The sequence below is a fragment of the Teichococcus coralli genome, assembly GCF_009829925.1.
GTDB classification, from domain to species: Bacteria; Pseudomonadota; Alphaproteobacteria; order Acetobacterales; family Acetobacteraceae; genus Pseudoroseomonas; species Pseudoroseomonas coralli.
This window is the reverse complement of sequence record NZ_SNVJ01000019.1, coordinates 1-23676: the sequence shown is the minus strand read 5'-3', so window position 1 is coordinate 23676 and position 23676 is coordinate 1. Positions and strand designations below refer to the sequence as shown.

At 70.3% G+C, this 23676-nt stretch carries 22 protein-coding genes and 1 pseudogene; 9 read left to right on the top strand and 14 right to left on the bottom strand.

Features of this window, described 5'->3' with window-relative positions; genetic code table 11:
• Positions 1–7 precede the first annotated feature (7 nt).
• On the bottom strand, positions 8–1000 hold the full coding sequence (dctP, locus tag E0493_RS17985) for a TRAP transporter substrate-binding protein DctP (RefSeq protein WP_160938635.1): 993 nt from the start codon (positions 998–1000) through the stop codon (positions 8–10).
• Positions 1001–1190: 190 nt separating this feature from the next.
• Here dctP and E0493_RS17980 point away from each other — a divergent pair, with 190 nt between their 5' ends.
• Together E0493_RS17980 and E0493_RS17975 are read left to right on the top strand one after the other, a co-directional pair.
• A complete protein-coding gene (locus tag E0493_RS17980) occupies positions 1191–1946 on the top strand; it encodes a GntR family transcriptional regulator (protein WP_367614541.1) in 756 nt (251 codons plus the stop codon).
• The gene (locus E0493_RS17975) at positions 1943–2620 is read left to right on the top strand and encodes a GntR family transcriptional regulator (RefSeq protein WP_160938634.1); all 678 of its coding nucleotides are present in this window, start codon (positions 1943–1945) and stop codon (positions 2618–2620) included. Before E0493_RS17980 ends, E0493_RS17975 begins: the two co-directional genes overlap by 4 nt.
• A gap of 261 nt (positions 2621–2881) precedes the next feature.
• On the opposite strand, the gene E0493_RS17970 is transcribed toward E0493_RS17975, so the two are convergent.
• From E0493_RS17970 to E0493_RS17925, 10 genes are all read right to left on the bottom strand, one after another.
• Positions 2882–3694 carry an alpha/beta fold hydrolase gene (locus E0493_RS17970; RefSeq protein ID WP_160938633.1) on the bottom strand — a complete coding sequence of 271 codons (813 nt, stop codon included), beginning with the start codon at positions 3692–3694 and terminating at the stop codon, positions 2882–2884.
• A 77-nt stretch (positions 3695–3771) separates the two neighbouring features.
• A complete protein-coding gene (locus E0493_RS17965; RefSeq protein ID WP_160938632.1) occupies positions 3772–4854 on the bottom strand; it encodes an acyl-CoA dehydrogenase family protein in 1083 nt (360 codons plus the stop codon).
• The gene (locus tag E0493_RS17960; RefSeq protein ID WP_160938631.1) at positions 4854–7001 is read right to left on the bottom strand and encodes an acetate--CoA ligase family protein; all 2148 of its coding nucleotides are present in this window, start codon (positions 6999–7001) and stop codon (positions 4854–4856) included. The genes E0493_RS17965 and E0493_RS17960 overlap by 1 nt, the downstream gene beginning before the upstream one ends.
• On the bottom strand, positions 6998–8185 hold the full coding sequence (locus E0493_RS17955) for a CaiB/BaiF CoA transferase family protein (protein ID WP_235913863.1): 1188 nt from the start codon (positions 8183–8185) through the stop codon (positions 6998–7000). The genes E0493_RS17960 and E0493_RS17955 overlap by 4 nt, the downstream gene beginning before the upstream one ends.
• Positions 8182–9348, bottom strand: coding sequence for an acyl-CoA dehydrogenase family protein (locus E0493_RS17950; RefSeq protein WP_160938630.1), 1167 nt, complete (start codon positions 9346–9348; stop codon positions 8182–8184). The genes E0493_RS17955 and E0493_RS17950 overlap by 4 nt, the downstream gene beginning before the upstream one ends.
• Positions 9349–9396: 48 nt before the next feature.
• Positions 9397–10185 (bottom strand): enoyl-CoA hydratase/isomerase family protein, encoded by a 789-nt coding sequence (locus tag E0493_RS17945; RefSeq protein WP_235913862.1) that lies wholly within the window; start codon positions 10183–10185, stop codon positions 9397–9399.
• A 5-nt stretch (positions 10186–10190) separates the two neighbouring features.
• Positions 10191–10802: a carboxymuconolactone decarboxylase family protein gene (locus E0493_RS17940; protein WP_160938628.1), complete on the bottom strand. Its 612-nt coding sequence runs from the start codon at positions 10800–10802 to the stop codon at positions 10191–10193.
• A gap of 26 nt (positions 10803–10828) precedes the next feature.
• Positions 10829–12067 (bottom strand): CaiB/BaiF CoA transferase family protein, encoded by a 1239-nt coding sequence (locus tag E0493_RS17935; RefSeq protein WP_160938627.1) that lies wholly within the window; start codon positions 12065–12067, stop codon positions 10829–10831.
• Positions 12060–12671, bottom strand: a complete 612-nt coding sequence (locus E0493_RS17930) for a glutathione S-transferase family protein (protein ID WP_160938626.1) — start codon at positions 12669–12671, stop codon at positions 12060–12062. Before E0493_RS17930 ends, E0493_RS17935 begins: the two co-directional genes overlap by 8 nt.
• Positions 12672–12778: 107 nt before the next feature.
• Positions 12779–13552 carry a GntR family transcriptional regulator gene (locus E0493_RS17925; protein WP_235913861.1) on the bottom strand — a complete coding sequence of 258 codons (774 nt, stop codon included), beginning with the start codon at positions 13550–13552 and terminating at the stop codon, positions 12779–12781.
• 110 nt (positions 13553–13662) lie between these two features.
• Between E0493_RS17925 and E0493_RS17920 the strand changes: the two genes are divergently transcribed.
• A complete protein-coding gene (locus tag E0493_RS17920) occupies positions 13663–14643 on the top strand; it encodes a Bug family tripartite tricarboxylate transporter substrate binding protein (RefSeq protein WP_160938624.1) in 981 nt (326 codons plus the stop codon).
• Positions 14644–14691: 48 nt separating this feature from the next.
• Here E0493_RS17920 and E0493_RS17915 read toward each other — a convergent pair whose 3' ends face one another.
• Positions 14692–15666: a Bug family tripartite tricarboxylate transporter substrate binding protein gene (locus E0493_RS17915; RefSeq protein WP_160938623.1), complete on the bottom strand. Its 975-nt coding sequence runs from the start codon at positions 15664–15666 to the stop codon at positions 14692–14694.
• Between the two features lie 120 nt (positions 15667–15786).
• Here E0493_RS17915 and E0493_RS17910 point away from each other — a divergent pair, with 120 nt between their 5' ends.
• Together E0493_RS17910 and E0493_RS23950 are read left to right on the top strand one after the other, a co-directional pair.
• Positions 15787–16428, top strand: coding sequence for a flavin reductase family protein (locus tag E0493_RS17910; protein WP_160938622.1), 642 nt, complete (start codon positions 15787–15789; stop codon positions 16426–16428).
• A 6-nt stretch (positions 16429–16434) separates the two neighbouring features.
• Positions 16435–16770 (top strand): 3-keto-5-aminohexanoate cleavage protein, encoded by a 336-nt coding sequence (locus E0493_RS23950; protein ID WP_367614543.1) that lies wholly within the window; start codon positions 16435–16437, stop codon positions 16768–16770.
• Between the two features lie 172 nt (positions 16771–16942).
• Here the strand turns inward: E0493_RS23950 and E0493_RS17900 are convergent, their stop codons facing one another.
• Positions 16943–18067: a nickel/cobalt efflux transporter gene (locus tag E0493_RS17900; RefSeq protein ID WP_160938620.1), complete on the bottom strand. Its 1125-nt coding sequence runs from the start codon at positions 18065–18067 to the stop codon at positions 16943–16945.
• A gap of 7 nt (positions 18068–18074) precedes the next feature.
• Positions 18075–18356, bottom strand: coding sequence for a metal-sensing transcriptional repressor (locus E0493_RS17895; protein WP_160938619.1), 282 nt, complete (start codon positions 18354–18356; stop codon positions 18075–18077).
• Between the two features lie 516 nt (positions 18357–18872).
• On the opposite strand from E0493_RS17895, the gene E0493_RS17890 reads away from it, so the two are divergent.
• From E0493_RS17890 to E0493_RS23940, 4 genes and pseudogenes are all read left to right on the top strand, one after another.
• On the top strand, positions 18873–19778 hold the full coding sequence (locus tag E0493_RS17890; RefSeq protein ID WP_160938618.1) for a LysR family transcriptional regulator: 906 nt from the start codon (positions 18873–18875) through the stop codon (positions 19776–19778).
• 79 nt (positions 19779–19857) lie between these two features.
• On the top strand, positions 19858–20718 hold the full coding sequence (locus E0493_RS17885; protein ID WP_160938617.1) for a TauD/TfdA dioxygenase family protein: 861 nt from the start codon (positions 19858–19860) through the stop codon (positions 20716–20718).
• Positions 20715–22343, top strand: coding sequence for a GMC family oxidoreductase (locus E0493_RS17880; RefSeq protein WP_160938616.1), 1629 nt, complete (start codon positions 20715–20717; stop codon positions 22341–22343). Before E0493_RS17885 ends, E0493_RS17880 begins: the two co-directional genes overlap by 4 nt.
• 116 nt (positions 22344–22459) lie before the next feature.
• A pseudogene (locus E0493_RS23940) lies at positions 22460–23052 on the top strand (IS6 family transposase).
• Positions 23053–23676: the final 624 nt, after the last annotated feature.

The following is a 23676-nucleotide window of genomic DNA, read 5'->3' as shown; positions in this document are numbered from 1 at the left end:
CCCGGCCTCAGCGGACGGCGCTGATCCGCTCGAGGATGCCGGCCGGCCAGTCCTTCGACTGCGAGGAGGCGAGGTAGCGGCGCTGCGCCTCCGCCCGGAACGCCTCCACATCCGGCGCATAGACCTCCAGGCCCTGGGCCTTGAAGAACTCCGCCGTTTCCTGTTCCTGGGTCAGGTGGCGCCGCGTGCTCTCCTCGATCACGCGATCCGTCGCGGCCTGCAGCTTCTCCTGTTGCGCCGCCGTCAGCCCATCCCAGAAGCGGCCGGAAACGGAAAGCAGGTCATAGGCCACCAGATGGCTGGTCAGCACGAACTGCGTGGTCACCTCGTGGAAACGCATCGTGCGGCTGGTCGGCAGCGGGTTGTCCTGGCCGTCGATCGCCCCGCTCTGCAAGGCCGTATAGAGCTCCGCGAAGGCCACGGGGGTCGGGTTCGCGCCCAGTGCCTCGCCCAGGAACTGCCAGGTCTCGCCGGGCGGCATGCGCAGCTTGATGCCGGCCATGTCGGCGGGCGTGGCGATGCGCTTGCGCGGGCGCAGGTTGACCTGCCGGGTGCCGAAGTAGAGCGGGCCGAGGATCTGCACGTTGAGCTGCTCGCGCGCCATGCGCTTGAACTCGCGCCCGACATCGGAGGCGAAGGTCTTGCGCATGTGGTCCACGTCGCGGAACAGGTAGGCGGAGGCCATCACCGACCAGGCCGGGATCTGGCGCGAGAGGTCCTGCGGCGAAAGGTTCGCCATCTCCACATTGCCGCGCTGCAGCGCAACAAGCTCGGTGCCCTGCCGGAACAGGGTGGCGTTCAGGTGCAGCTCGACGTCGAAGTCGGAGGCGAGGTCGCGCTGGAAGCCGCGCATGGCCTCCCCGCGGATGTCCTGGTCGGAGAAGACGGCGGTGAAGCGCAGGCGCTTGCGGGCCTGGGCTTGCGCCGGGATGGCGGGGGCGGCGGCGAGTGCGGCGGCCGCGGCCACCAGGGCGGACCGGCGTCCGATCAGCGGTTGCATGGGCGTTTCCCTGTCCCGAAACGTTCTCTTGTGCTCTTGGCCGCATGGCGGCGTCCGGTCTGACGGTATTTACAACGAAAGCCAGGATCAACAGCGATTCCGCGTTTGATCGGATATTTTCAAAAACAGCGGATATTGCACTCGGGTCGCGCCACCTCGATATTTCGGCGTCAGGAAAGGGAGCAAAGGCGTGCGGGCACCGGCTGCCGAGATGACGGACGCGGAGGACAGCTCTGGCGAAGGCGTTTATCGCCGCCTCCGCGCCGATGTCGTGCTGGCCCGGCTTGCCCCTGGCCAGAAGCTCGGGCTGGACGCTCTTCGGCAGGTCTACGGGACCAGCATCGGCACCTTGCGGGAGGCGCTGAACCGCCTCGCCTCCGAGGGGCTCATCGCGGCCGAGGGGCAGCGCGGCTTCACCGTCGCCCCCGTTTCAGAAAAGGACTTCCGGGAGATCGCCGATCTCCGGCTCCTGCTCGAGTGCCACGCCCTCGTGCCGGCCTTCGCGGCGGGCGACCTGGAATGGGAGGGCCGCGTCGTCGGCGCGCATCATAAACTCGCCGTGCTGGAGCGGCGCCTGCTCGCCGGCGAACCCGCCGATGCCGCTCTCTGGAAGCGCTACGATCGCGAGTTCCATCACGCGCTGATCGAGACCTGCGGCTCCGCGGCGCTGCTGGAGACCTGCACCGCAGCCTATGACCGCTACCTGCGCTACCAGATGGTGGCCGTGCTGTTCCGCGGCACCGTGGCGGCGGAGCAGCACGCGGCCTTGCTGGACTGCGCGCTTCGCCGCGATGCCGCGAGCGCCTGCCGTGTGCTGGAGGCGCATGTGGCCGGCTGCGTGGACCATGTGGTTCGCACGGGCGCCCTGCTGCCATTCGCCGGTGGCCGCCCTGCCGCGCGCCCCTTGGAAGCCGCGCCTCCGGCCCGGCTGCGGGCAAGGGCATGAACGACGCCTCACCGCTGCTCGCGGCGCCGGAAGCCGCCGGCGAGCGCGCCTATCGCCTGATCCGGGCCGACATCCTGCGCGGCACCCTGGCGCCGGGCCAGAAGCTCAGGCTGGAGGCCTTGCGCGACGCCTATGGCGCCGGCGTCGGCACCCTGCGGGAGACGCTCAGCCGGCTGGTCGCCGAACGGCTGGTGGTGGCCGAGGGGCAGCGCGGCTTCGAGGTCGCCCCCTTCTCCGAAGCCGATCTCCGCGAGCTCGCGAGCCTGCGCCTGCTGCTGGAGGGGCATGCGCTCGAACAGGCCTTCCGCGCGGGTGACGTCGAGTGGGAGGCGCGCGTCGTGGCGGCGCACCACAAGCTTGCACTGATGGAGGAGCGGCTGCGCGCGGGCGAGGCCGCCGCGCTGGAGCCCTGGCGCCGCTTCGACGCTCGTTTTCATCAGGCGCTGATTTCCGCCTGTGGCTCGCACACGCTCATGGCGACCCACGCGGCGGTTTTCGACCGGTATCAGCGCTACCAGAATCGCGCTCTGGGCTTCCGCGGCGACATCGCGGTGCGGGAACACGCGGAGCTGCGCGACTGCGCGATGCGCCGCGATGCCGCAGCGGCGCGGGAGGTGCTCGCCACGCATATCCTGGGAGGCGTCGCTCACGCGCTGCTCGGCGAGGCCCTCTGACCCTTTGCCGCGCGCCGCGCCCAAGGCGCGGCGCCGACGAACCGCCCGGCGCGCCGCCCGCCTCCGCGGGCCCGGGACCGGTGGTCTCCACGCACCGCTCGGTCAAGCAGGTCTGGCCGGACGGCCAGGCATGATGGCCATCGGTGGCCGGCTTGATCTGCCACTCGCAGGAGGTGCCCCTTGCCGGCCGGCTGTTCGCCGGGGTGCGGGCTTCGAGATGCGGGACCCACCCCCGTCAGCGGGGCCTCGGAACGTGCCGCCTCAGGCTGCGCTCCGCTTCTCCGCCAGAAACGTTTCCACGGCGGCATTGAACAATCCTGGCGCTTCAAGGCAGGGAATGTGGCCTGCTCCGGGCACCTCGACAAAGCGCGCGTCCGGGATTGCCTCGGCCATGCCGCGCATCGTCTTCGGCATGGCACCGTCCATCTCTCCGGCCAGCAGCAGCACGGGCTGGCGCAGCGTCGGAAGCTCGGCGCGGATATCGTAGGACTGTAAGGCGGTCGCACAGGCGACGAAGCCGGCCTCGGGCGTGGTCCTGACCATCTCCCGCACATGGGGGATGGCCGCATTTCCCGCCGCGATCGCGGCGGCGGAGAACCAGCGCCTCACCGTCGCGTCGGCGCAGGCCGACATGCCGTTCTCACGCGCGAAATCGATCCGCTCCTGCCAGGTCTGCGCCCCTCCCGCCGCCGTGCCCGCCTGTCCGTCCGAGGCGATCACGGCGGCGACGAGGTCCGGATGGCGCGCGGCGAGGCAGAGAACGGTGGCCGCACCCATGGAGACACCCATGGCCACCGCGCCGCTGACACCGAAATGCGCCATCAGTGCCGCCGCATCCTCGGTGAGCACGTCGAGGTTCGCAGCTTCCGCCGGCACCTCGGTCCCGCCATGGCCTCGCTGGTCGTAGCGCAGGATGCGATAGCGCCCGCCGAACGCCTCGACCTGCCGGTCCCAAACCGAAAGGTTTGTCACCAGCGAGTTGCTGAACACCATCCAGGGGGCACCCTCGGGACCGTCCAGGCGGCAGTTGAAGGAAAGGCCGTTCACGCGCACGGCCTGGGTTTCGTGGCTCATTCTGTTCGCTCCGCTCGATCCAGGGGTCATGTCTCTGCCGGGGCCACGGCGCGCCACCCTGCTCCGGCCAAGGCCGCTCAGGCGGCCAGCGGGTCCGCCTTTTCCAGGAAACGATTGCGGTGCAGCGCGGCGGAGCCATAGGCATTCGCCAGCACCATGGCCTTGCGCAGGAACAGGCCGATGTCGTGCTCGTCCGTGTAGCCGATGGCGCCGTGCATCTGCACCGCCTCGCGGGTGATCAGCATCGCCGCCTCAGCGGCGCGTGCCTTGGCACGGGAGACGGCGGCCGAAGCGCGATCCGGCGCGGCGCCCGCATCCAGGCCGCGCGCCGCCCCCTCCACGCTCGCGCGGCTCAGCGCGATCTGGATTCGCAGGTCGGCGGCACGGTGCTGCAGGGCCTGGAAGCTGCCCAGCGGCTTGCCGAACTGCTGCCGCGTGCGCAGGTAGTCGAGCGTCATCGCGAAGGCACGCTCCATCAGGCCCAGCAGGCTGGCCGCGGTGACCAGCGCCGCCTCCTCCAGCGCCACGGCGAGGGCAGCGCCGACATCGCCATGCAGGCGCCGCGCGCCCGCGAGATCCGGCACCAGCGTACCGAGATTGCCGCCATCCTGGGTGCGCTGCAGGTGCAGGGCCTGGCCGGCGGCGGGGACGGCGTAGAGCGCCAGCGCGCCGCCTTCCGCGACGGGGACCAGCAGGGTCTCCGCCCCGGCGGCCTGCGGCAGGAAGAGGCGCGGCGCGCCGGGCGTGCCGGGCGCCTCCAGGCTATCCGGCGCTTCCTGCCAGGCGGTCAGCACCAGGCTGCGGCCCTGCAGCAGCGCCGGCAGCAGGCTGTCGTCGCCGGCCGCGGCCAGCAACCGGGCGGAGAGCGCGCCGGCCACCAGCGGCTCGGGCGCCAGGGCCTGCCCCAGCTCCTCCGCCAGGGCGCAGGCCTCGGCCATGCCGAGCCCGATGCCGCCATGCGCCTCCGGCACCCGCAGTCCGATCCAGCCCTGCTCGCCCATGGCCTGCCAGATCGCGGTGTCATAGCCGGGATCGGCATAGCGCAGCGCCCGCACCCGGGCGAAGTCGCCATGCCTGGGGACGAGGCCGGCGGCACTCTCGCGGATCATGCGGACCGATTCCCGCCGCTCCGCCTCGTCCTGCTCCATCATGCCGTCCATCACTCCTCCTCCCCTTTCCCCGGCGCGGACAGGGCGATCAGCCCATCCACCGCCACGATGCCCCCCGTCCCGCAGATCAGCGGATTGACATCCAGCTCGCGGATGCGCGGATGCCGGGCCACCAGCTCGCCGACGCGGCAGACGATCTCCGCCAGACGCTCGAGCTCCACCGGCGCGCTGCCGCGGAAGCCCTGGAACAGGCGCGCGCCGCGCAGCCCCTCCAGCATCGCGCGCGCCTGCGGCAGCGACAGCGGCGCCGGGGCCACCGCCACATCCGCCAGCAGTTCCACCAGCACGCCGCCCAGGCCGACCGCGACCACCGGCCCGAACAGCGGGTCGCGATGCGCGCCCAGCATCACCTCCAGCCCGGCCGGCAGCATCGGCTGCACCAGCACGCCGTCGAGCGCCGCGCCGGGTGCCGCGCGGTCGGCATTGGCGAGGATGGCGGCATGGGCGGCGCGGACCTCCGCGGCGTCGCGCAGGTTCAGCCGCACCACGCCAGCCTCGGTCTTGTGCGGCAGCGCCGCGCCTTCCCCCTTCAGCACCACCGGGAAGCCGAAGCCCATGGCGGCAATGACCGCTTCCTCCGCATCCTGCACCAGCCGCTCCGGCACCACCGGCACGCCGCAGGCCGCCAGCACCGCCTTGGCGCGGCGTTCCGTCAGCACCGGCGCGCCCTCCAGCAGCGCAGCCACCCGCGCGTGCTGCGCCTCGCCGAGCAGCGCGGACGGCGTCGCCGATGGCTGCGCCCGGCGGGCTGCGCGCGCCTGCCAGGCGGCAATGGCGGCGAAGCAGCGCTCCACGCTGCCGAAGAGCGCGGCCCCCGGCACCGCCTCGGCCGCCGCCGTGCCTTCCCCTTCGCGCCGCTCCGCCACCCAGGGCACGCAGAGGAAGCGCCCCTCGCGCGCGGCGATCTCCGCCATCACCGGGATGCGGCCGAGCGAGAAGGGATAGGCATGGGTGTTGGGGTAGAGCAGCAGGCTGAAGGCCGGGTCGCGCGCCAGGGCGCCGGTGCAGGCGGCCAGCGCCTCGGGGTCGTTCAGCACCTGCGCCGTCAGGTCGCAGGGGTTGCGGGCGGAGCCGTATTCGGGGATGCGGCCATCGAGCACCGCCTGGGCCGCGGCACCCGCCTGCGGCAGAGGGACGCCGTGCCGTTCCGCCGCGTCGGCGGCCAGGATGCAGGCGCCGCCCGAGGTGGAGACCACCGCCACGCCTGGCCCCGCCGGCATGGCGGGCGCGCGGGCGAGGAAGGAGGCCATTTCCATGACCGCGCCGAGATCCTCGACCACCACCGCGCCCGCATAGGCCAGCGCGGCACGCCAGACCGCATGGCCGCCGGCGACGGCACCGGTATGCGACAGGGCCGCCGCCGCGCCGGACTGGCCCGAGGCCATCTTGTGCACCACCACCGGCTTGCCGGCGGCCTCGGCGCGGGCGATTGCCGCCAGCAGCCGGCGCGGGTCGCGCGCGCCTTCCAGCACGCAGGCGATGGCGGCGCAGTCCGGCGCCTCGGCCAGGAAGGCGATCAGGTCGGCGATATCCAACCCGGCGCCGTTGCCCGAGGTCAGGACATGGCTGACAGGCACGCCGCGCTCCACCGCCTGCGCCAGGGCGAAGCCGACCGCGCCCGACTGGCTGGCGATGCCCACCGCCGGCGGCCGCGCGCCGGTCGGCGGCCGGACCGGAGGCCCCGCCGAGAAGGTCACCCCGGCGCCGCTGGCGAAATGCGCGAAGCCCAGGCAGTTGGGGCCGAGCAGCGGCAGGTCGGCTTCGGCCGCACGCGTGGAGAGCGCCGCCTGCGCCGCCATCCGCTCCGGCAGCCCGGTCTCCGCGAAGCCGGCGGCGAAGACCACCAGCCCGCCCGCGCCGGCCGCGATGGCCTCCTCCAGCACCGCAGACACGCCCTCGCGCGGGGTGGCGACGGCGACGCAATCCGGCGCTTCCGGCAGCGCCGCCAGGCTTGGATGGCACGGGCGGCCGCCGATCTCGTGATAGCGCGGGTTCACCAGGTGGACGCGGCCCTGGAAAGCGGCGAGGTTCTCCAGCACGCGCGCGCCGAAGGCTCCCGCGCGGGCCGTGGCGCCCACGATGGCGACGCTGCGCGGCTGCAGGAAGCGCCGCATCCGCTCCAGGGCAGGGGGGTTCATGCCGCCCCCTCCCCGAGCCAGTCGGCGAGCACCTCCTCCGTGTGCTCGCCGAGCCGCGGCGGCACGCGGCCATAGGCGACCGGCGTCTCCGAAAAGTTCACGGGATTGGCGATGAAGGGAAGCTCCCCGCCATCCGGATGCGGCATGCGGCGCCACATCGCGCGGTGATTGAGCTGCGGATCCGCGGCCGCGGCGCCGAAGTCGTTGAGCGGGCCGGAGGAGATGCCGGCCTCGTTCAGCAGCGCCATCCATGCTCCCGCGCCGCGCGCCAGCAGCGCCTGTTGCAGGACCGGCAGCAGCGCCGGCTTGTGCGCCATGCGCTGGCGGTTGGTGGCGAAGCGGGGATCCTCCGCCAGCCCCTCAAGCCCGAGCACGGCGCAGAACTGCGCGAACTGCCGGTCATTGCCGATCGCCACCATCAGCGGCCGGTCGGCGGTGTCGAAGGCCTGCCAGGGCGTGTTGATCTGCGAGGCGGTGCCGGCGCGCACCGGCATGCGGCCGGAGATGAGGTAGTTCATCGCGATGTGGGAGTGCGCGGCGAGCTGCGCGTCCAGCAGTGCCAGGTCGATATGCTGCCCGCGGCCGGAAACGGTGTCCCGGTGGTGCAGCGCCGCCAGGATGGCGATGGTGGCGTAGAAGCCGGCATTGAGGTCGGAGACGCTGTAGCCGACCAGGGCCGGGCCGGCGCCGGGCTCGCCCTCCGGCACGCCGGTGACGCTCATCAGCCCGCTCATCGCCTGGAAGATCGGGTCATAGCCCGGCAGCGCCGCATAGGGACCACCCTGGCCGAAGCCGGTGATCGAGCAGTAGACGAGGCGCGGGTTGAGCGCCGCCAGCGTGGGGTAGTCCAGCCCGAAGCGGCGCAGCCCGCCGACCTTGAAGTTCTCGATCAGCACGTCCGCCCGGCCGGCGAGCGCCTTCAGCCGCGCCTGCCCCTCCGGCGCCCCGATGTCGAGGGCGATGGAGCGCTTGCCGCGGTTCATCGCCAGGTAGGAGGAGGTCTCGCCGGTCTCCCGTCCCGCCGCATCGCGCCGTGGGAAGCCCATGCGGCGGACGTCGTCGCCGCCCTTCGGGTGCTCCACCTTGACCACGTCGGCGCCGAAATCCGCGAGGATCTGCGCCGCCCAGGGTCCGGCGAAGATCCGCGTCATGTCGAGCACCCGGATGCGCGGAAGGGCGCTCATGCCGGCAGCTCCAGCACGTTGCGGGCGAGGATGTTGCGCAGGATCTCGGAGGAGCCGCCGAAGATGGTGGAGGGACGCGCCAGCAGGAACTGGCCGGCGGGATGCAGCCCCTCGCCCGGCATCGGGTCGAGCAGCCCGGCATGGCCGCCGGCCACCTCCAGCATGGCATCCGTGATGCGCTGGAACAGCTCGGTCTGCACGATCTTCAGGATCGACACCTCCGGTCCCAGCGTCTCGCCGCGCTTCAGGGCGGCGACGAAGGATTCGTAGAGATCCTTGAGGTCGCCCAGCTCCATGGCGAAGCGCGCGTAGCGGTCGCGGAACACCGGGTCCCGGTCCTTGCCCACGGCCTCCGCGAGCCGCCACAGCCGCGCCAGGCCGTTGGAGGACAGCTTGGGCGAGCCGATGGCGATGCGCTCGAAGCCAAGCAGCGCCTTGGCATAGGTCCAGCCCTGGTTGACCTCACCGACCACCATGTCCTTCGGCACGCGGACATTGTCGAAGAAGATCTCGCAGAACTCGTCATGCAGGTCGAGGTTGATGATCGGCCGGATGGTGATGCCCGGCGTGTCGGCCGGCATCAGCAGGAAGGAGATGCCCTGCTGCTTCTTGCCGGACCTGTCGGTGCGCGCCAGCACGAAGAGCCAGTTGGCGTCGTTGGCCAGCGTGATCCAGGTCTTCTGGCCGTTCAGCACCCAGTGGTCGCCGGCATCGGCGGCATCCAGCCGCAGCGCGGCGAGATCCGAGCCGGCACCGGGCTCGGAATAGCCCTGCGCCCAGATATCCTCGCCGGAAAGGATGCGCGGCAGGAAACGCCGCTGCTGCGCATCGGTGCCGTGCTTGATCAGCAGCGGGCCGAGCATGATCAGCCCCATGTCGCTGACCCGGGCGCAGCCGTGCCGCTCCAGTTCCTCGATCATGATGAGCTGCTTGGTGGCGCCCAGCCCCATGCCGCCATATTCGCGCGGCCAGTTCGGCGCCAGCCAGCCCTTGCGGGAGAGCGCCATGTACCAGGGGCGGTTCTCCCGCCAGTGCAGGCGGCGTCGTGGGAAGCGCATTTCCGGCGGGTAATTGGCCTCGATCCACTGGCGCACGTGCCGGCGGAAGCGGGCATCGTCCATCGCGTCCAGCGCCTCGGGCGGCAGGTCGCTCTCGGTTTCCATCGGTATCCTCCCGCCGGGCTCTGCCGGCCCGGTCGCAGCGGGGCGGCCTCAGCGGCCGTTGAAGGTCGGGCGGCGCTTCTCGGCGAAGGCGCGCTGCGCCTCCCTGGTGTCTTCCGTGCGGGAGAGGGCCACGGTCTGCGTCTGCTCGTAGCGGTAGCCGTCGCGCAGCGGCATCTCCTCGGTCAGTCCGAAGGAGCGCTTGGCCGCCTGCACGGCGAGCGGGCTCTTGGCGGCGATCTGCCGGGCGATGCCGAGCGCCTCCGGCAGCAGCGCCTCGGGCGCCACGCAGGCGGAGGCGGCATTCATCCGCAGCAGCTCCGGCCCGGTGATGCGCTTGGCCGTGTAGATCATCAGCCGCGCGTCGGACTGGCCGAAGAAGCGCAGCACGTGCCGCACGCCGCCGGCGAGGCCGACATCCACCTCCGTCATCGCCAGGAAGGCGTTCTCCGAGACGATCAGGATGTCGCAGCACAGCGCCAGGACGCAGCCCGCGCCGATGGCGGCGCCGTTCACGGCGGCAATCACCGGCTTGCCGCATTCCAGCACCGCATCGAAAGAGGCGCGGACCAGGCGGTTGTGGCGGGGATAGGCGCCCGGCACCTCCGCGAGGTTCGGCCGCTCGCGCAGGTCGGCGCCGGCGGAAAAGGCGCGGCCGTCGCCGGTCAGCACGATGGCGCGCACCTCCGGCAGGTCGTTCAGCGTGTCGAAGACCCGCACGATTTCCTCGCGGAACAGGCGGTCCTGCGCGTTCACCGGCGGCGCCTGCATGGTCACCGTGGCGACATGCTCCTCCACGTTGACGCGGAAGCGCTGCAGGTCCTGGAAGGCCTCGTGCATGGCGGTCATTCTCCCTTGGCGCCGCGCGCGGGCGGCAGCGGCGACAGCCCCCCCGCCGCCTGCGGCAGCGGGTGGAGCGGCGGCTCGACGCCGTCCGGCAGCGGGATCTCGTGCGCGTTCAGCGTCATGGAAACCATCGTGTAGTAGCCGATCACCGCTGTCAGCTCGACAACGCCGCGCTCGCCCCAGCGGTGCTCCACGGCGCGATAGGCCGGCAGCGGCACCTGCCCGGTCTGCTGCAGGTGCCGCGCGAACTCGTAGATCTCGGCATCCGCGGCGTCCTCGAACAGCGGCGGCTCACCGAGGCGGATGGCCTCGATCGCCGCCTGCGGCAGGCCGGCCTCGGCGGCGGCGCGGGCATGCACCCACCATTCGATCTGGCTGGTCCAGCGGCGGCCGGTGACGATGATGGCCAGCTCGTTCAGCCGCTTCGGCAGCACGGTGTCGAAGCGCAGGAACTCGCCGAGGCGCGACCAGCGCTCAGCCAGGTCGGGACTGTGGATGACGGCGCGCAGCGGGCCGATGACGGCGCCGCGCGGGCCGGCCAGCACGGCGTCATGCACGCGCCGCTGCGCCGGCGACATCTCCTGGGGCTCCGGCAGGGCGATGCGGGGCATGGGGTTTCCTTTGGTCGTTGCGGGCGTCACAGCACGCCACGCGCGGCGAGGTCGTCCTGCGCGGCGGCATCGAGGCCCAGCTCGGCGAGGATCTCGGCATTGTGCTGGCCAAGCGTCGGCGGCGCGCGGTCGAAGCGCAACGGCGCCTCGGCGAAGCGCATCGGGCTGACCACCTGCGGCACCGTGCCGGCCAGCGGGTGCGGCAGGTGGCGCAGCATCTCGCGGTGCCGGATCTGCGGGTCGTCGAAGACCTGCGGCACGGTGTTGATCGGCGCGCAGGGCACGCCCGCCTCGTCCAGCCGTTGCGTCAGCGCCTCCCGCGTGAAGCGCGCGAAGGCCTCGTTCAGCAGCGACGTCAGCGCGGCGTTGTTGCGCACGCGCCCGGCATTCGCCGCGAAGCGCTCATCGGTGCCCCATCCGGGGTGGTCAAGCGCCTCGCAGAGCTTGCGGAACTGCCCGTCATTGCCGACCGCCAACACGAGATGGCCGTCGGCGCAGGCGAAGACGTCCTGCGGCTGGATGTTGGGGTGCCGGTTGCCGCCGCGCCGCGGCGTCTTGCCGCCGACCAGCCAGTTCATCGCCTGATTGGCCAGGAAGGCCGCCTGCACGTCGAGCATGGCGAGGTCGATGGTCTCGCCCTCCCCTGTCTCGGCGCGCCGCGCCAGCGCGCCCAGCACGGCGACGGCGGCATACATGCCGGTCATCAGGTCCACGATCGGCACGCCGACCTTCTGCGGCCCGGCGCCGGGCATGCCGTCGCGCTCGCCGGTCACGCTCATCAGCCCGCCCATCGCCTGGATGGCGAAGTCATAGGCCGCCTGGTCCCGCCGCGGGCCGTCCTGCCCGAAACCGGTGACGGAGCAGTAGATCAGGCGCGGGTTGACGGCGCGCAGCGCGGCGGCGTCCAGCCCATAGCGCGCCAGCGCGCCGGCCTTGAAGTTCTCGATGACGATGTCGGCCTTGGCGGCGAGCTGGCGCAGGAGCGCCTGCCCCTCCGGCTTCGCCATGTCGACGGTCAGCGAGCGCTTGCCGCGGTTGACGGAGAGGAAATAGCCGGCCTCGCGCGTCGGCTCGCCCTGGGCATTCCGCAGGAAGGGCGGCCCCCAGCCCCGCGTATCGTCGCCGGCGCCGGGGCGCTCCACCTTGATGACGTCGGCGCCCATGTCGGCGAAGATCTGCGTCGCCCAGGGCGCGGCCATGATGCGGCTGAGGTCCAGCACGCGGATATGGCTGAGCGGCCCGCTCCGTGCGTTCCCCTCAGGCATCGACGATCTCCGTGGCGCGCACGGAGGGCCTCGCATCGAAGGTGGCGTGCCAGGCCGCCAGTTGCGGACGGCCCTCCCGCCAGTTCCATGCCGCGAAGCGGAAATCCAGGTAGGAGAGCGCGCAGCCGATGGCGATGTGGCCGACGCCGAAGCGCACCGCCTCCAGCGCCCCGGCCATGCCTTCCAGCCGGTCCAGCGTCGCGTTCGCCTTGCGGTCGAAGCTTTCGAGCAGGGCCGGCGTCTGGCGCGCCTCCGGCTTGTCGCGCTCGTTGCGCCAGAGGACCAGGAGGTCCAGCAAGCCGTTGCCCAGGCTCTGCCAGGTCAGCGCCTGCCAGCGCGCGGCACCGGAGCGGGGAAACAGATCGCCGCCGGCAAGGTCGTCGAGGTACTCGCAGATGGTCAGGGAGTCGAACAGCGCTGTGCCGTCCTCCAGCACCAGGGTCGGAATCTTGCTGAGCGGGTTGTCGGGCAGCAGCGCGGGGTTTGGCGTGTCCATCCGCACCACGGTCCGGACGGTCTCGATGCGGCCGGCGAGGCCAAGCTCGTGCGCGGCGACCATGACCTTGCGCACGAAGGGCGAACGTGGGGACCAGTGCAGCTTCATCGGCAGGGCTTCCTCCTCGCTGGCGGCGTGGAACCGCACTTCATTCGTTAGGTCATCTTTATGGTTTTTACGCGGCGCGCCCGTGCGGCGTCAAGCGCGCCAAGCCGTCAGCCGCCTTGGCCGCCGGTGGAAAGCTTGATGTCGATCCGCACGATGTCGCCCCGGTAGATGCCGTCCGCCACCAGGATCAGCGTGCCGTGTGCATCCACCGCGACGCGGCGCACATGCGCGACAGGCGCGTTCAGCGGCATCTTCAGCTCGTCGGCCACCTCGACATCGGCGGTGCCGATGGTGAGCGTCTGCCGGGCATCGGCGATGGTGACGCCGGGCAGGCTGGCCACCAGGTTCAGCGCGGTGCGGCTGCGCAGGTCATGCGCCTTCACCTTGGGCCAGAGCTTCTCGTCAAGGTAGACATCCGCCAGCAGGAAAGGCTGCCCGTCACGCCAGTGGCGCCGCCGCAGGTGGCGATAGGCAGCGGCACGGTGGCCGAGCCCCTCCGGCATCATGGGCGGCATGGCATCGCCCCGGCTGCCCAGGATCTCGATCTCCGCGCCCTCGCGCGAGCGCAGCAGGCCGGACCAGTCCGTTTGCACCTCGCACCACAGGCGGTTGCGGCCCTGCCCCCGCACGAAGGTGCCCTTGGCGCGAAATCGTTCGATCAGCCCCTCCGCCTCAAGCTGCCCCAGCGCCTGACGGATCGTCGCGCGGGCGACGCCGCATTCGGCGGCCAGTTCCTCGACAGTCGGGATCTGCTCGCTCGGGCGCCAGGCGCCGGAATCAATCCTGCTGCGGAACAGGGTTGCCAGCTGAAGATAACGGGGCACCGCGCTGCGGCTGAGATCCACCACGCCCCGGAGGGCCCCCGCGGGAGACGATTTCATCATTCCTTCTCTTTGCGGCAGCGAAGGCCTTTCGCCAAGCCCGACCCGTCGATTGCCGCTTCTAAAGGTCAATCATATGGATTTAATATCAAAGCGGAGGAAAGCAATCCATGATCAAACATCCCACCCGCCGCGCCGTGGTCTCGGCTGCCCTTGCGCTGCCGGCCTTCTGGCCGCTCCGCCGCGCCCTGGCCGAGAGCGGCCGGCCCGCGCGGCTGATCGTACCCTATCCACCCGGCGGCATCACCGACCTCGTCGCCCGCCGCGTGGCCGACGCCCTCGCCCGCCGCCAAAACCGCCCCTATGTGGTGGACAACCGGCCCGGCGCGGGCGGCAACCTCGCCGCCGAGATCGCCGCCCGCGCCGCGCCGGATGGCGACACGCTCTACATGGGCTTCGCCGGCACGCACGCCATGAACGTCAGCCTCTACCCGCGGCTGGGCTATGACCCGGTGAAGGACTTCACGCCGTTGTCAATGCTGGTGGAGTCGCCCCTGGCACTGACGGTGCACCCCTCCGTGCCGGCCAGGACCCTTGGCGAGCTGACAGCCTACGCGAAGGCAAACCCGGAGGCGCTGGCCTTCGGCTCCTCCGGCAATGGCGGCGCCTCGCACCGCGCGCTGGAACTCTACAAGGCGGCTGCCGGCATCCAGATCCTGCACGTGCCCTACCGCGGAGCCGCCGCTTCCAGCACGGACCTGCTCGGCGGCAAGATCCAGGGCATGTTCGACACGCTGATCACCGCCCTCCCGAACATCCGCGCCGGCGCGGTGCGGGTGCTGGCCACCACCGGCCGCAACCGCGCCGCCCTGCTGCCCGACACGCCCACCATGGCCGAGGCCGGACTGCCCGGCTACATGTTCGTCACCTGGCTCGGGCTGCTGGCGCCCGCTGGCCTGCCGGATGCGCAACGAGACAGGCTGAACGCCGAGCTGCGTGCGGTGATGACGGAGCCCGGCATGGCGGAATGGTGTGCCCAGAACGGGCTGGAGCCGACGCCCTCCTCGCCGCAGGAGTTCGCCGTCTACATGGCGGCGGAAACCGAGCGCTTTGCGCAGTTTGTTCGCGAGACCGGCATGCGCGTCGACTGATTCCGCCTGCGGCCGTCCGCCGCGCGCCGCGGCGGACGGCGGCAAGCCCTACTCGATGGTGATCTTCGCCGCCCGGATCAGCTCGACCCACTTTGCCGTCTCCTTCCGCAGGTGATCGGCAAAAGCCTCGGCGTCGGCGCCGATGATGCGCACGCCGAGCTGGGTGAGCCGCTCCCGCGTGTCCGGCTCCTGCAGGGCACCAAGAATGGCCTGCTGCAGCTTTGCGATGCGATCCGGCGGCGTGCCGGCCGGAGCAACGACGCCATACCAGTTCTCCACGTTCACGCCCGTCACGCCCACCTCTTCGAGCGTGGGCACACCCGGCAGCAACGGCGAAGGCTCGGCGCTGCCCAGGGCCAGCGGAACCAGCGCCTTGTCCCGCACCGGGCCGAGCAGCGCCGGCAAGTCGGCGAACATCAGGTCCACGCGCCCGGCCATCAGGTCGGTGATGGCGGGCGCCACGCCACGGTACGGCACATGGATCAGCTCCATGCCGGTGCGCAGCGCGAGCGACGACATGGCGAGGTGCGGCGAGTTCCCGTTGCCGGACGAGCCGAAGGTGAGCCGGCCCGGCTCGGCGCGCGCCTTCTTCAGCAGGGAAGGCAGGTCTGTCAGCTTGCTCGCCTTGCTGGCGACCAGCAGCTGCGGCACGCCCACCACCAGGACGACGGGCGCGAGGTCCTGCATGGCCTTGTAGGGCACGTCCGGCAGCAGGTTTTGCGCCACGGTCATGCTGCCGACGCCGACCAGGCCGACCGTGTAGCCATCGGGCGCGGCCTTCGCCACGGCGTCCGTGCCGATCACGCCGCCGGCACCGGAGCGGTTCTCCACCACCATGGTCTGGCCCAGCCGCTTCTCCATCGCGGCGGCCAGGATGCGCCCGATCGGGTCGGCCGAGCCGCCTGGCGGAAAGGGCACGATCAGGCGAACGGGGCGATCCGGAAAGGCTTCCGCCCAGGCGGGCGTGGCCGCCGCGAGCAGCCCGGCCAGGCCGGAAAGGAGGAGGGTTCGGCGGTGCGACATGACGGATCTCCCTTGTGCCGGTTGTCGAGACCGGCTTGCGCGGAGAACCCTGCTCGACTCCCCTCCTAAAAGTCAATAATATGATTGATAGGTCATAAGAGCCAAGGGAGGAGTTCGTCCATGATCTTTGACTTCGCCGAACTGGCGCGGGAAAAGCGCGCCAAGCTGCTCCTCTCCACCGTTGTGCCGCGCCCGATCGCCTGGGTCACGACGTTGGATGGCGCGGGTCGTGTGAACGCCGCGCCCTTCTCCTTTTTCAACCTGCTCTCGACGGAGCCGCCGGTGGTCGGTCTCGGCATCGCCGCGCGTGCGGGCGCGGACAAGGACACCGCCTCCAACATCCGCGCGGGCGGCGAATTCACCGTCAATCTGGTCAGCACCGGCCTTGCCCCGGCGATGAACGTCACCGCTCTTGATTTCGCGGCAGGAATCGAGGAGCTCCGGCATGCCGGCCTGGAAACCGCGCCCTCGCAGAGAGTGCGCTCGCCGCGCATCGCGCAGGCCCCCGTCGCGCTGGAGTGCCGGGTCATGACGCTGCTGGACCAGTCGGGCGGCAGCCTGATCGTGCTCGGCGAGGTCCTCGCCTTGCACATCGCCCGGGAGCACCTGCTCGATGCCGAGCGGTGCCATGTTGATACGCCCGCCCTGGACCTGGTCGGCCGGCTGCATGGCGGCGGCTGGTACACGCGGAGCATGGCCGGCGCCTTCGAGATGCCACGCCTGCCCGCCTCGGCGATGGAAGCCGTCCCGGAGGGTCGCTGATTGGCCGTGGCGACCCGCAGTCCGGTCTTGACCTGCGCGGTGACCGGTTCGACCCTGTCACCTTCCATGTCGCCCGACCTGCCGGTCACGGCCGAGGCGATGATCAACCGATCGCTGGAAGCCGCCTCCGGCGCAGCCATCCTGCACTTCCACGCCGGCGACCCCGCGGATGGCCGCCCCAGCAATGACCTGGCGGCCTGGCGCGGCTTTCTGCCCGAAATCCGCACCGCCGTGACGCCATCATCAACATGCCCTGCTCCGTGGGCGCAACGGCGGAAGAGCGCGTCTCCGTCGCGCTGGAGCGGCGGCCGGAGGTCGCCACGGTCATCGCCGGCTCGATGAATGACGGGCGCTTCGAGAAGGCGCAAGACCATGGCATCTCCGTGTTCCGGCACCAGGGGGAGCGGGATTTCTACGCACCGGGCTCGCCATCCGTGAGCCGGATGGCGTCCGCCGCGACGCGCACCATCCCCCGAGGCCAGCCTCGGCGGCCCGAATCCCTGTGCTTTGGCTCTCAGGAGAAGCCGGGCAGCGCCGCCCAGCCGTGGAATCCCATGTACAGCCCCACCAGCAGGATGAGGGCCGCGGAGGCATAGGGCGCCCGGCGGGCGAAGCGGTCGAAGAACCCGGCCCAGCGCCGCTCCGCGTGCCGCATGCCGAGCGCCGCGGCCACACCGACCGAAACCATGGTCACGGCGAGGCCGATCGAGAAGCACAGCACCAGGGCGGTGCCGAGAGTGAACTGCTTGAGCTGCAGGCAGAGCAGCAGGACGGTAACGGCCGCCGGGCAGGGGATCAGTCCACCCGTCAGGCCGAAGAGCATGATCTGCCCGGTGGTGACGTGGCGGCTGGCGAAGCGGCGCCGGATGTCCTCGGCGTGCGCGCGCTCGTGCGCATCCTGGAAGCCGGGGGCGGAGAGGTCGAGCCCCTCGTGGTTGTGGGCGTGCTCTCGGAACGCGACGCCGTACTCGTGCGTGTGCCCGCCATGCGCGAGGCGCACCTGCGCGTCGAAGGCATGCGGCTCGGGAATCTCCTCGACGGATTCCAGGTAACCGCCGCGGTCGGTGAAGGCGAAGGCCTGCCGGGCACCGTCCGCCCGGATGGTTTCGACCGTCACCGCGCCGGCCGGCCAGCCCTGGCCACGCTCGAAGCGCACGCGCCAGCGGGGTGGCGCACCGCTCTCGAACACCTCCAGCGCCATCACCCCGTGGCCGGTGTCGATGCGCCGGATCTCATCCTCATGGTGGTGGCCATGATGATGGCCGTCGCCATGCCCAGGGCCGTGGTGGGCGCACTGCTCGCGCCGGATGCGCCACAGCATCCAGGCGGCGATGGCGGCGACAACAACCCCCGAGGCCAGCTGGAAATAGGACTCGGACGTCTCGGCGTCGAACCGGCTGGCATAGTGCAGACCGACCAGCGCCACGGCCCAGACCACGGCCGTGTGCGACAGCGCGGCGGACAGGCCAAGGAGGACGGCCTGGGCCACCGTGCCGCGGACCGCCACGATGAAGGCTGCCATCATCGTCTTGGAGTGCCCTGGCTCCAGCCCGTGCAGGGCGCCGAGCAGGATGGCGGAGGGGACGAACAGCCAGGCATGCGCGGCGCCCTGCTGCATCAGCTCGGAAAGCGGGGTCATCGCGGCCTCACAGGTACTTCGTGATGTCCTTGAACTCCTCGAGGGAGCGCCGCGCCGCACGCGCGTCGGCGCCGAGGGCGTCCTCGAGGCAATGGTCGATGTGGTCATGGATGAGCAGGCGCTTGGCGTTTCCGACCGCCTTCTCGACCGCGTGGAGCTGCTGGGCGAGATCCAGGCAGGGGCGGCCCGCCTCGATCATGGCAACGATGCTGCGCAGGTGCCCCTCGGCCCGCTTCAGGCGCTGGACGACCTCAGGGTGGCTCAGGTGCAGGTGTGACGGGTCGGGCATGCGAGATCCTATCCCCGGGGAGGGGATACTGGCAAGCCGCTGCGCTTCGCGGAGGCCCGCATCCCCGGCGGCCGGAACCGCCTGGGCACGCCAGGTCTTGGATTGCGGGCCAGATGAATCGCTGAAGGCCCGATGCCGCAATGCCGACCATGTCTGCTACTGGCCAATGCTGTTGAAAACTCCGTTGAAGGAGGGCTTCAGCCCTGATTCAGGTCTCCTGCTGATGGAGGGCTGGGCCATGATGGGCGAGCGGCAGGCCAGGCAGGAGGCGCTGCGACAAGCTTCTCAGCAGATCACTCCACTCTAATCTGCCAAGGTAGCGCTAGGGCCCGGCTCATCCGGGCTCGATCTCGAAGTCATATGGCCTGCTGCTGGCATAGCAGGCGGTGCTGTTGAAGGGGCTGGCGCTTGATGCCCTTGCATTCCTACAGAATGGCCGGGTAGCCAGTGAACCCCAGGGCCGCGCGGCGATCATGCCCGCTTCCGGCATAGGTCCGGCCGCTCTACCGTTGGGCCATGGACCGGCTGACCGCACTCCGGCTTTTCCTACGCACCCTTGACCGGGGCGGCATCGCCGCGGCGGGGCGCTCGCTCGGGCTGTCGGCGACGGCCGCATCGCGAGCGCTGCGGGAATTGGAGGAGGAGCTCGCGATCCGGCTTTTCAACCGCACGACGCGTCATGTCGCGCCCACCGAAGCCGGGCGGCGCTTTGCGGCCCACATCGCGCCGCTGCTTGAGAGCCTCGACGCCGCGATGACCGAGGCGCGCGAGATGCACGAGGAAGCAACCGGCACGCTGCGCATCGTCGCGCGGCGGTCCTATGCGCTGCGCCACGTGGTGCCGCATCTCGCCAGCTTCCGCGCCACGCATCCGCGGGTGGAGATCGATCTCGCCCTGACCGAGCAGACCGGCCTGGTGCCGGCGCATGGGGTGGACCTGGTCATCCGGCTCGGCCTGCCCTCAGGCAAGTCGTTCGTCGGTCACCGGCTGGCTTCGGGCCGGCGGATACTCTGTGCCAGCCCCGACTACATTGCCCGGCACGGCGCCCCGGCCACGCCCGACGCCGTGCTGCGCCACCCCTGCCTGACCTACCGCGAGGCCGATGAGGCACCGGTGTGGGTTTTCACGCTGGCGAGCGGCAACCAACAGGAACTTGCAGTGTCCGGCCCGCTCCGCTCCAACAGCGGGGAGGCGCTGCGCCTGGCCGCGCTGGACGACATGGGCCTGGTGCTGCTGCCCGAATGGATGATCGGCGAGGACGTCGCCGCCGGCCGCCTGACCCCACTGTTGTCCAGCCTGCCGGCCTGGCCGGGCCGCTACCAGGCCGAGATCCACGCCGTGCATGCCCGCACCGATCGCTTGCCGGCCAAAATCGTTGCCTTCGTCGCGCATCTGCTCGCCGCTGAGGATCCTGCCGTCTGACGGCAGAGTGTTTTGCGTAAATGCCGGCTGGCGCCCGAATGCGCCTCCGCGCCAAGGTGCGGGCAGGAGGAAATGTTCCATGGTCGAGACCACCCCGCTCACCCCCGTCTTCGGCGCCCGCATCAGGGGCCTCGACATCGGCCGCGGCCTGGACGCGGCGAGCATGGCCGAACTGCGGGACGCGCTCGATCGCTTCTCGGTTCTGGTTTTCCCCGAACAGCGCCTGGACGACGCCGCGCAGATTGCTTTCAGCGAAGGCTTCGGGCCACTGGAACGCACCCGCCCCGGCGCGCCCGGGGCGGGCAGCCCGGTGGTCGTCCTGTCCAATATCGGCCCAGATGGCACGATCGCGCCGCCCACCGACAAGCAGGTGCTGAACAACAAGGCGAACCGGCTCTGGCACCACGATTCCTCCTTCAAGCCGGTGCCGGCGCGGGCCTCGCTGCTCTCGGCGCGGGAGATTCCCTCCGCCGGGGGGGATACCGAGTTCGCCTCGATGCGCGCGGCCTTCGCCTCGCTCGACCCGGCCGAGCAGGCCGCCCTGCGCGGCCGCGTCGCCATTCATGACTTCGGCTGGTCGCGCACGCGCGTGGACGCCGCACTGGTGACCGAGGCCGAACGCGGCCAGCACCCGCCGGTCCGTCAGGCACTGGTGCTGGAGGAGAACCCACATGGTCCGGCGCTGTACCTGGGCGCGCATGCGCGCAGCATCGAGGGGATGGACGAGGCGGAATCCCGTGCGCTGATCGACCGGCTGATGGCGCTGGCGACGCAGCCCGCCTTCACCTACGCACACAAATGGCAGCCGCACGACCTGGTGGTATGGGACAACCGCGCCGTGCTGCATCGCGCCACCCCCTTCGCCACGACGACGGAACGCCGCCACATGGTGCGCACCTGCGTGGCCGGCACCGCGCCGACCCTCGCTGCGGCGGCATGACGGCCGAGACCTTCGAGGGCGACTGGGACCACATCATCGTCGGCGCGGGCAGCGCGGGCTGCGTGCTGGCCAACCGTCTCTCGGCCGACCGGCGCCGTCGCGTGCTGCTGCTGGAGGCAGGCGGCGAGGCGCGGCATCCCTACCTGCATGTCCCCGCCGGCTTCCTCAAGACCTTCCGTGATCCGCGCTTCAACTGGAACTTCGTCGCCGAGCCAGGCCCCGGAATCGACGGGCGGGCGATCCATACGCCGCGCGGGCGGGTGCTCGGCGGCTCCTCGGCGATCAACGGGCACCTGTGGGTGCGCGGCTCGGCGCGGGATTTCGAAGATTGGGCGCAGAGCGGCTGCCGGGGCTGGTCGCATGCGGATGTGCTGCGGCACTTCCGCCGTCTCGAGGACTACCGGGACAACGCGCATCGCGGCGCTGGCGGGCCGCAGCATGTCTCCGACATTCCCCGGCTGCATCCGATCGTCGCGGCCTTCCTGGAGGGCGGCGCGGAATGCGGGCTGGCGCGCAACCCGGACTACAACGGCGTGGCGCAGGAGGGCGTCTTCACCTACCAGCGGAGCATCCGCCGCGGCAGCCGCTTCAGCGCGGCGAGCGCCTTTCTTGCACCGGTCCGCGACCGCGACAATCTGCGCGTCGTCACCGGTGCGCAGGTCTTGCGCATCGAGACGGCCGCGGGCCGTGCCACAGGCATCACCTTCGCCCGCGGCGGGCGGCTGCTGACGGCGCGAGCGACCGGCGACCTCGTGCTGACGGCGGGCGCCATCGGGTCTCCACATCTGCTGCAGGTCTCCGGCCTGGGCCCGGCGGCGCTGTCGCGGGCGCTCGGCGTGCCGGTCGTTGCCGACAATCCCGGTGTCGGCGAGAACCTGCAGGACCACTACGCCATGCGCGTGGTCCATCGCGTCACCCGTCCGGTCACGCTGAACGAGCAGGCGCGGCCGCCGCGCCTGTGGTGGGAGATGGCGCGCTGGCTGCTGACGCGGCGCGGCATGCTCGCCTTCAGCCCCGCCCATGCCGGCGCCTTTGCCCGGTCACGCGCCACGCTCGACGAGCCCGACCTGCAATTCGTGTTCACCCCGGCTTCCTATTCCGAGGAAGGCGTGACAGGGCAGTTGCAGGATGTGCCAGGCATGACCATCGGGGTCTGGCAATGCCGCCCGGAAAGCCGCGGCACCGTCCTCGCCCGCGATGCCGATCCACGCGAGGCGCCGGCGATCCAGCCGAATTACCTGACGGCGCAGGAGGATCGCGCCGCAGCCATCGCCGGGCTGCGCATGGCGCGCCGCCTGCTGGGCACCTGCGCGCTCGCCCCGTGGTCGGCGGCAGAAACCGCACCTGGTCCGGAACAGGTGAGTGACGATGCCCTGCTCGCCTATGCCCGGGCCAAGGGGGCGACCGTTTATCACCTGTGCGGCACCTGCCGCATGGGCGGCGATGGCGCACCCGTGACGCCGGAGCTTCGGTTGCGCGGCATCGACGGGCTGCGCGTGGCCGATGCCTCGGTCATGCCACGGATCGTCTCGGCCAACACGAATGCGACAACGATGATGATCGCGGAGAAGGCTGCGGCAATGATGCTTGATCAGTCTTCCACGAGGGCGCGCAAGGGCGGATAACTCAAGATCTCAAGTCGGCATTTCCCAAGGTTGGACCAAGCTGCCGGAGGCGGATCTGACCGACTGCGCCGCATGGGATCTGCCAGCTCTCGCGCCAGAGAGGCTCAATTGGCGAGGTGGGGCAGGCATGGGTAGGCTTCTTGCCGGCCGAGGTGTGGCCCGTTGACGAAACCTACCTGAAGGTCCGCGGAGGCGGGTGCTACCTGCATCGGGCGATCGACCGGAATGGCGATCTGGTCGCCACCATGCCGAGCGAGCATCGCGACATGGCGGCGGCCAGGGTTTCTTCCGCTCGGCCAGGCTCGTCACCGGCCTCGTCCCTGACAAGGTCACCACGGACGGACATGGCTCCTACCCGCGGGCGATCCGCTCAACGCTGGGCAAGGGGGTCACCCACCGCACCGGCGTCTACAAGGACAAGGGGCTCGAGCAGGATCACCGGGGCATCAAAGGCCGGATCCGATGCAGGCGCGGGTTCAAGAGCTTCGTCTCGGCAGAGCGCTTCTCTCGCCGCTATGACGAACTCCGCAACCACTTCCGCCCTCGCCGCAGCGGAGGTCGGCAGCATCAGCCAGCCTGCGACTGCACTTCTGGCGCGAGAGCTGACAGATCCCAGAAACTGCTCACCAAGTTCAGGACAGAAAAAGGGGAGCATTTCTGCTCCCCTTCAATGTGCCTACCTATCAATAACGGTTGCGAGGCGCAGTGAGTGCGCCTCCTGCGGCACCGATGCCGCCGCCAACCAGCGCCCCTGTGCCGGCATTCCCGCCGGTTAGAGCACTGACACCAGCACCGGCACCCGCTCCCAGCAATCCACCAGAAACAGCGCGTCCGCCCGGGCTCTCACCGCACGCTGCGAGCCCGAGCGCCAACACGCCAACACCAACAAGTTTGATAACGCCGCGCATTGTGCTGATCCTCCCGTGTTATGTGCCAGCACGCTGTTAACAGCGCACTCTTAGCTGAGTTGCTGGGACGATGCTAAAAAATGACACTCCGGACGCCTCCTTCAGACTTTCAGTGAACAGAAGTTCCAGAGAGCGGGGGCAAGATTATCTCGGGCAATAGGAACATCGCATCCTTAGTCAATTACATAACAGTATAAGATAATAATTATATTTAATGATTATCAATGTATGACATAGTTAACAATTTTATAAATACAAGTACCTGATCAATTTGCATTTTGTATCAGAATTAAATGATATTTTCAATATCTATATTGCTTTTTTATTTTTGAATATCAGAATATAAATATCGATTTCGCGCAGAAAAGGTTCTGGGCCCGTTGATAGATCCTGGTCCTAGAGCGGTTTCCGATCAGTCTGCATCG

What these genes read in the sequence shown, in the direction of transcription:
- E0493_RS17935 (WP_160938627.1), bottom strand. Translation starts at nt 12,067, where the DNA reads ATGCCTGAGGGGAACGCACGGAGCGGGCCGCTCAGCCATATCCGCGTG.
- E0493_RS17895 (WP_160938619.1), bottom strand. Translation starts at nt 18,356, where the DNA reads ATGCCCGACCCGTCACACCTGCACCTGAGCCACCCTGAGGTCGTCCAG.
- E0493_RS17925 (WP_235913861.1), bottom strand. Translation starts at nt 13,552, where the DNA reads ATGAAATCGTCTCCCGCGGGGGCCCTCCGGGGCGTGGTGGATCTCAGC.
- E0493_RS17940 (WP_160938628.1), bottom strand. Translation starts at nt 10,802, where the DNA reads ATGCCCCGCATCGCCCTGCCGGAGCCCCAGGAGATGTCGCCGGCGCAG.
- E0493_RS17965 (WP_160938632.1), bottom strand. Translation starts at nt 4,854, where the DNA reads ATGGACGGCATGATGGAGCAGGACGAGGCGGAGCGGCGGGAATCGGTC.
- E0493_RS17930 (WP_160938626.1), bottom strand. Translation starts at nt 12,671, where the DNA reads ATGAAGCTGCACTGGTCCCCACGTTCGCCCTTCGTGCGCAAGGTCATG.
- E0493_RS17950 (WP_160938630.1), bottom strand. Translation starts at nt 9,348, where the DNA reads ATGGAAACCGAGAGCGACCTGCCGCCCGAGGCGCTGGACGCGATGGAC.
- E0493_RS17955 (WP_235913863.1), bottom strand. Translation starts at nt 8,185, where the DNA reads ATGAGCGCCCTTCCGCGCATCCGGGTGCTCGACATGACGCGGATCTTC.
- E0493_RS17970 (WP_160938633.1), bottom strand. Translation starts at nt 3,694, where the DNA reads ATGAGCCACGAAACCCAGGCCGTGCGCGTGAACGGCCTTTCCTTCAAC.
- E0493_RS17910 (WP_160938622.1), top strand. Translation starts at nt 15,787, where the DNA reads ATGATCTTTGACTTCGCCGAACTGGCGCGGGAAAAGCGCGCCAAGCTG.
- E0493_RS17880 (WP_160938616.1), top strand. Translation starts at nt 20,715, where the DNA reads ATGACGGCCGAGACCTTCGAGGGCGACTGGGACCACATCATCGTCGGC.
- E0493_RS17945 (WP_235913862.1), bottom strand. Translation starts at nt 10,185, where the DNA reads ATGCACGAGGCCTTCCAGGACCTGCAGCGCTTCCGCGTCAACGTGGAG.
- E0493_RS17885 (WP_160938617.1), top strand. Translation starts at nt 19,858, where the DNA reads ATGGTCGAGACCACCCCGCTCACCCCCGTCTTCGGCGCCCGCATCAGG.
- dctP (WP_160938635.1), bottom strand. Translation starts at nt 1,000, where the DNA reads ATGCAACCGCTGATCGGACGCCGGTCCGCCCTGGTGGCCGCGGCCGCC.
- E0493_RS17900 (WP_160938620.1), bottom strand. Translation starts at nt 18,067, where the DNA reads ATGACCCCGCTTTCCGAGCTGATGCAGCAGGGCGCCGCGCATGCCTGG.
- E0493_RS17975 (WP_160938634.1), top strand. Translation starts at nt 1,943, where the DNA reads ATGAACGACGCCTCACCGCTGCTCGCGGCGCCGGAAGCCGCCGGCGAG.
- E0493_RS17890 (WP_160938618.1), top strand. Translation starts at nt 18,873, where the DNA reads ATGGACCGGCTGACCGCACTCCGGCTTTTCCTACGCACCCTTGACCGG.
- E0493_RS17920 (WP_160938624.1), top strand. Translation starts at nt 13,663, where the DNA reads ATGATCAAACATCCCACCCGCCGCGCCGTGGTCTCGGCTGCCCTTGCG.
- E0493_RS17915 (WP_160938623.1), bottom strand. Translation starts at nt 15,666, where the DNA reads ATGTCGCACCGCCGAACCCTCCTCCTTTCCGGCCTGGCCGGGCTGCTC.
- E0493_RS17960 (WP_160938631.1), bottom strand. Translation starts at nt 7,001, where the DNA reads ATGAACCCCCCTGCCCTGGAGCGGATGCGGCGCTTCCTGCAGCCGCGC.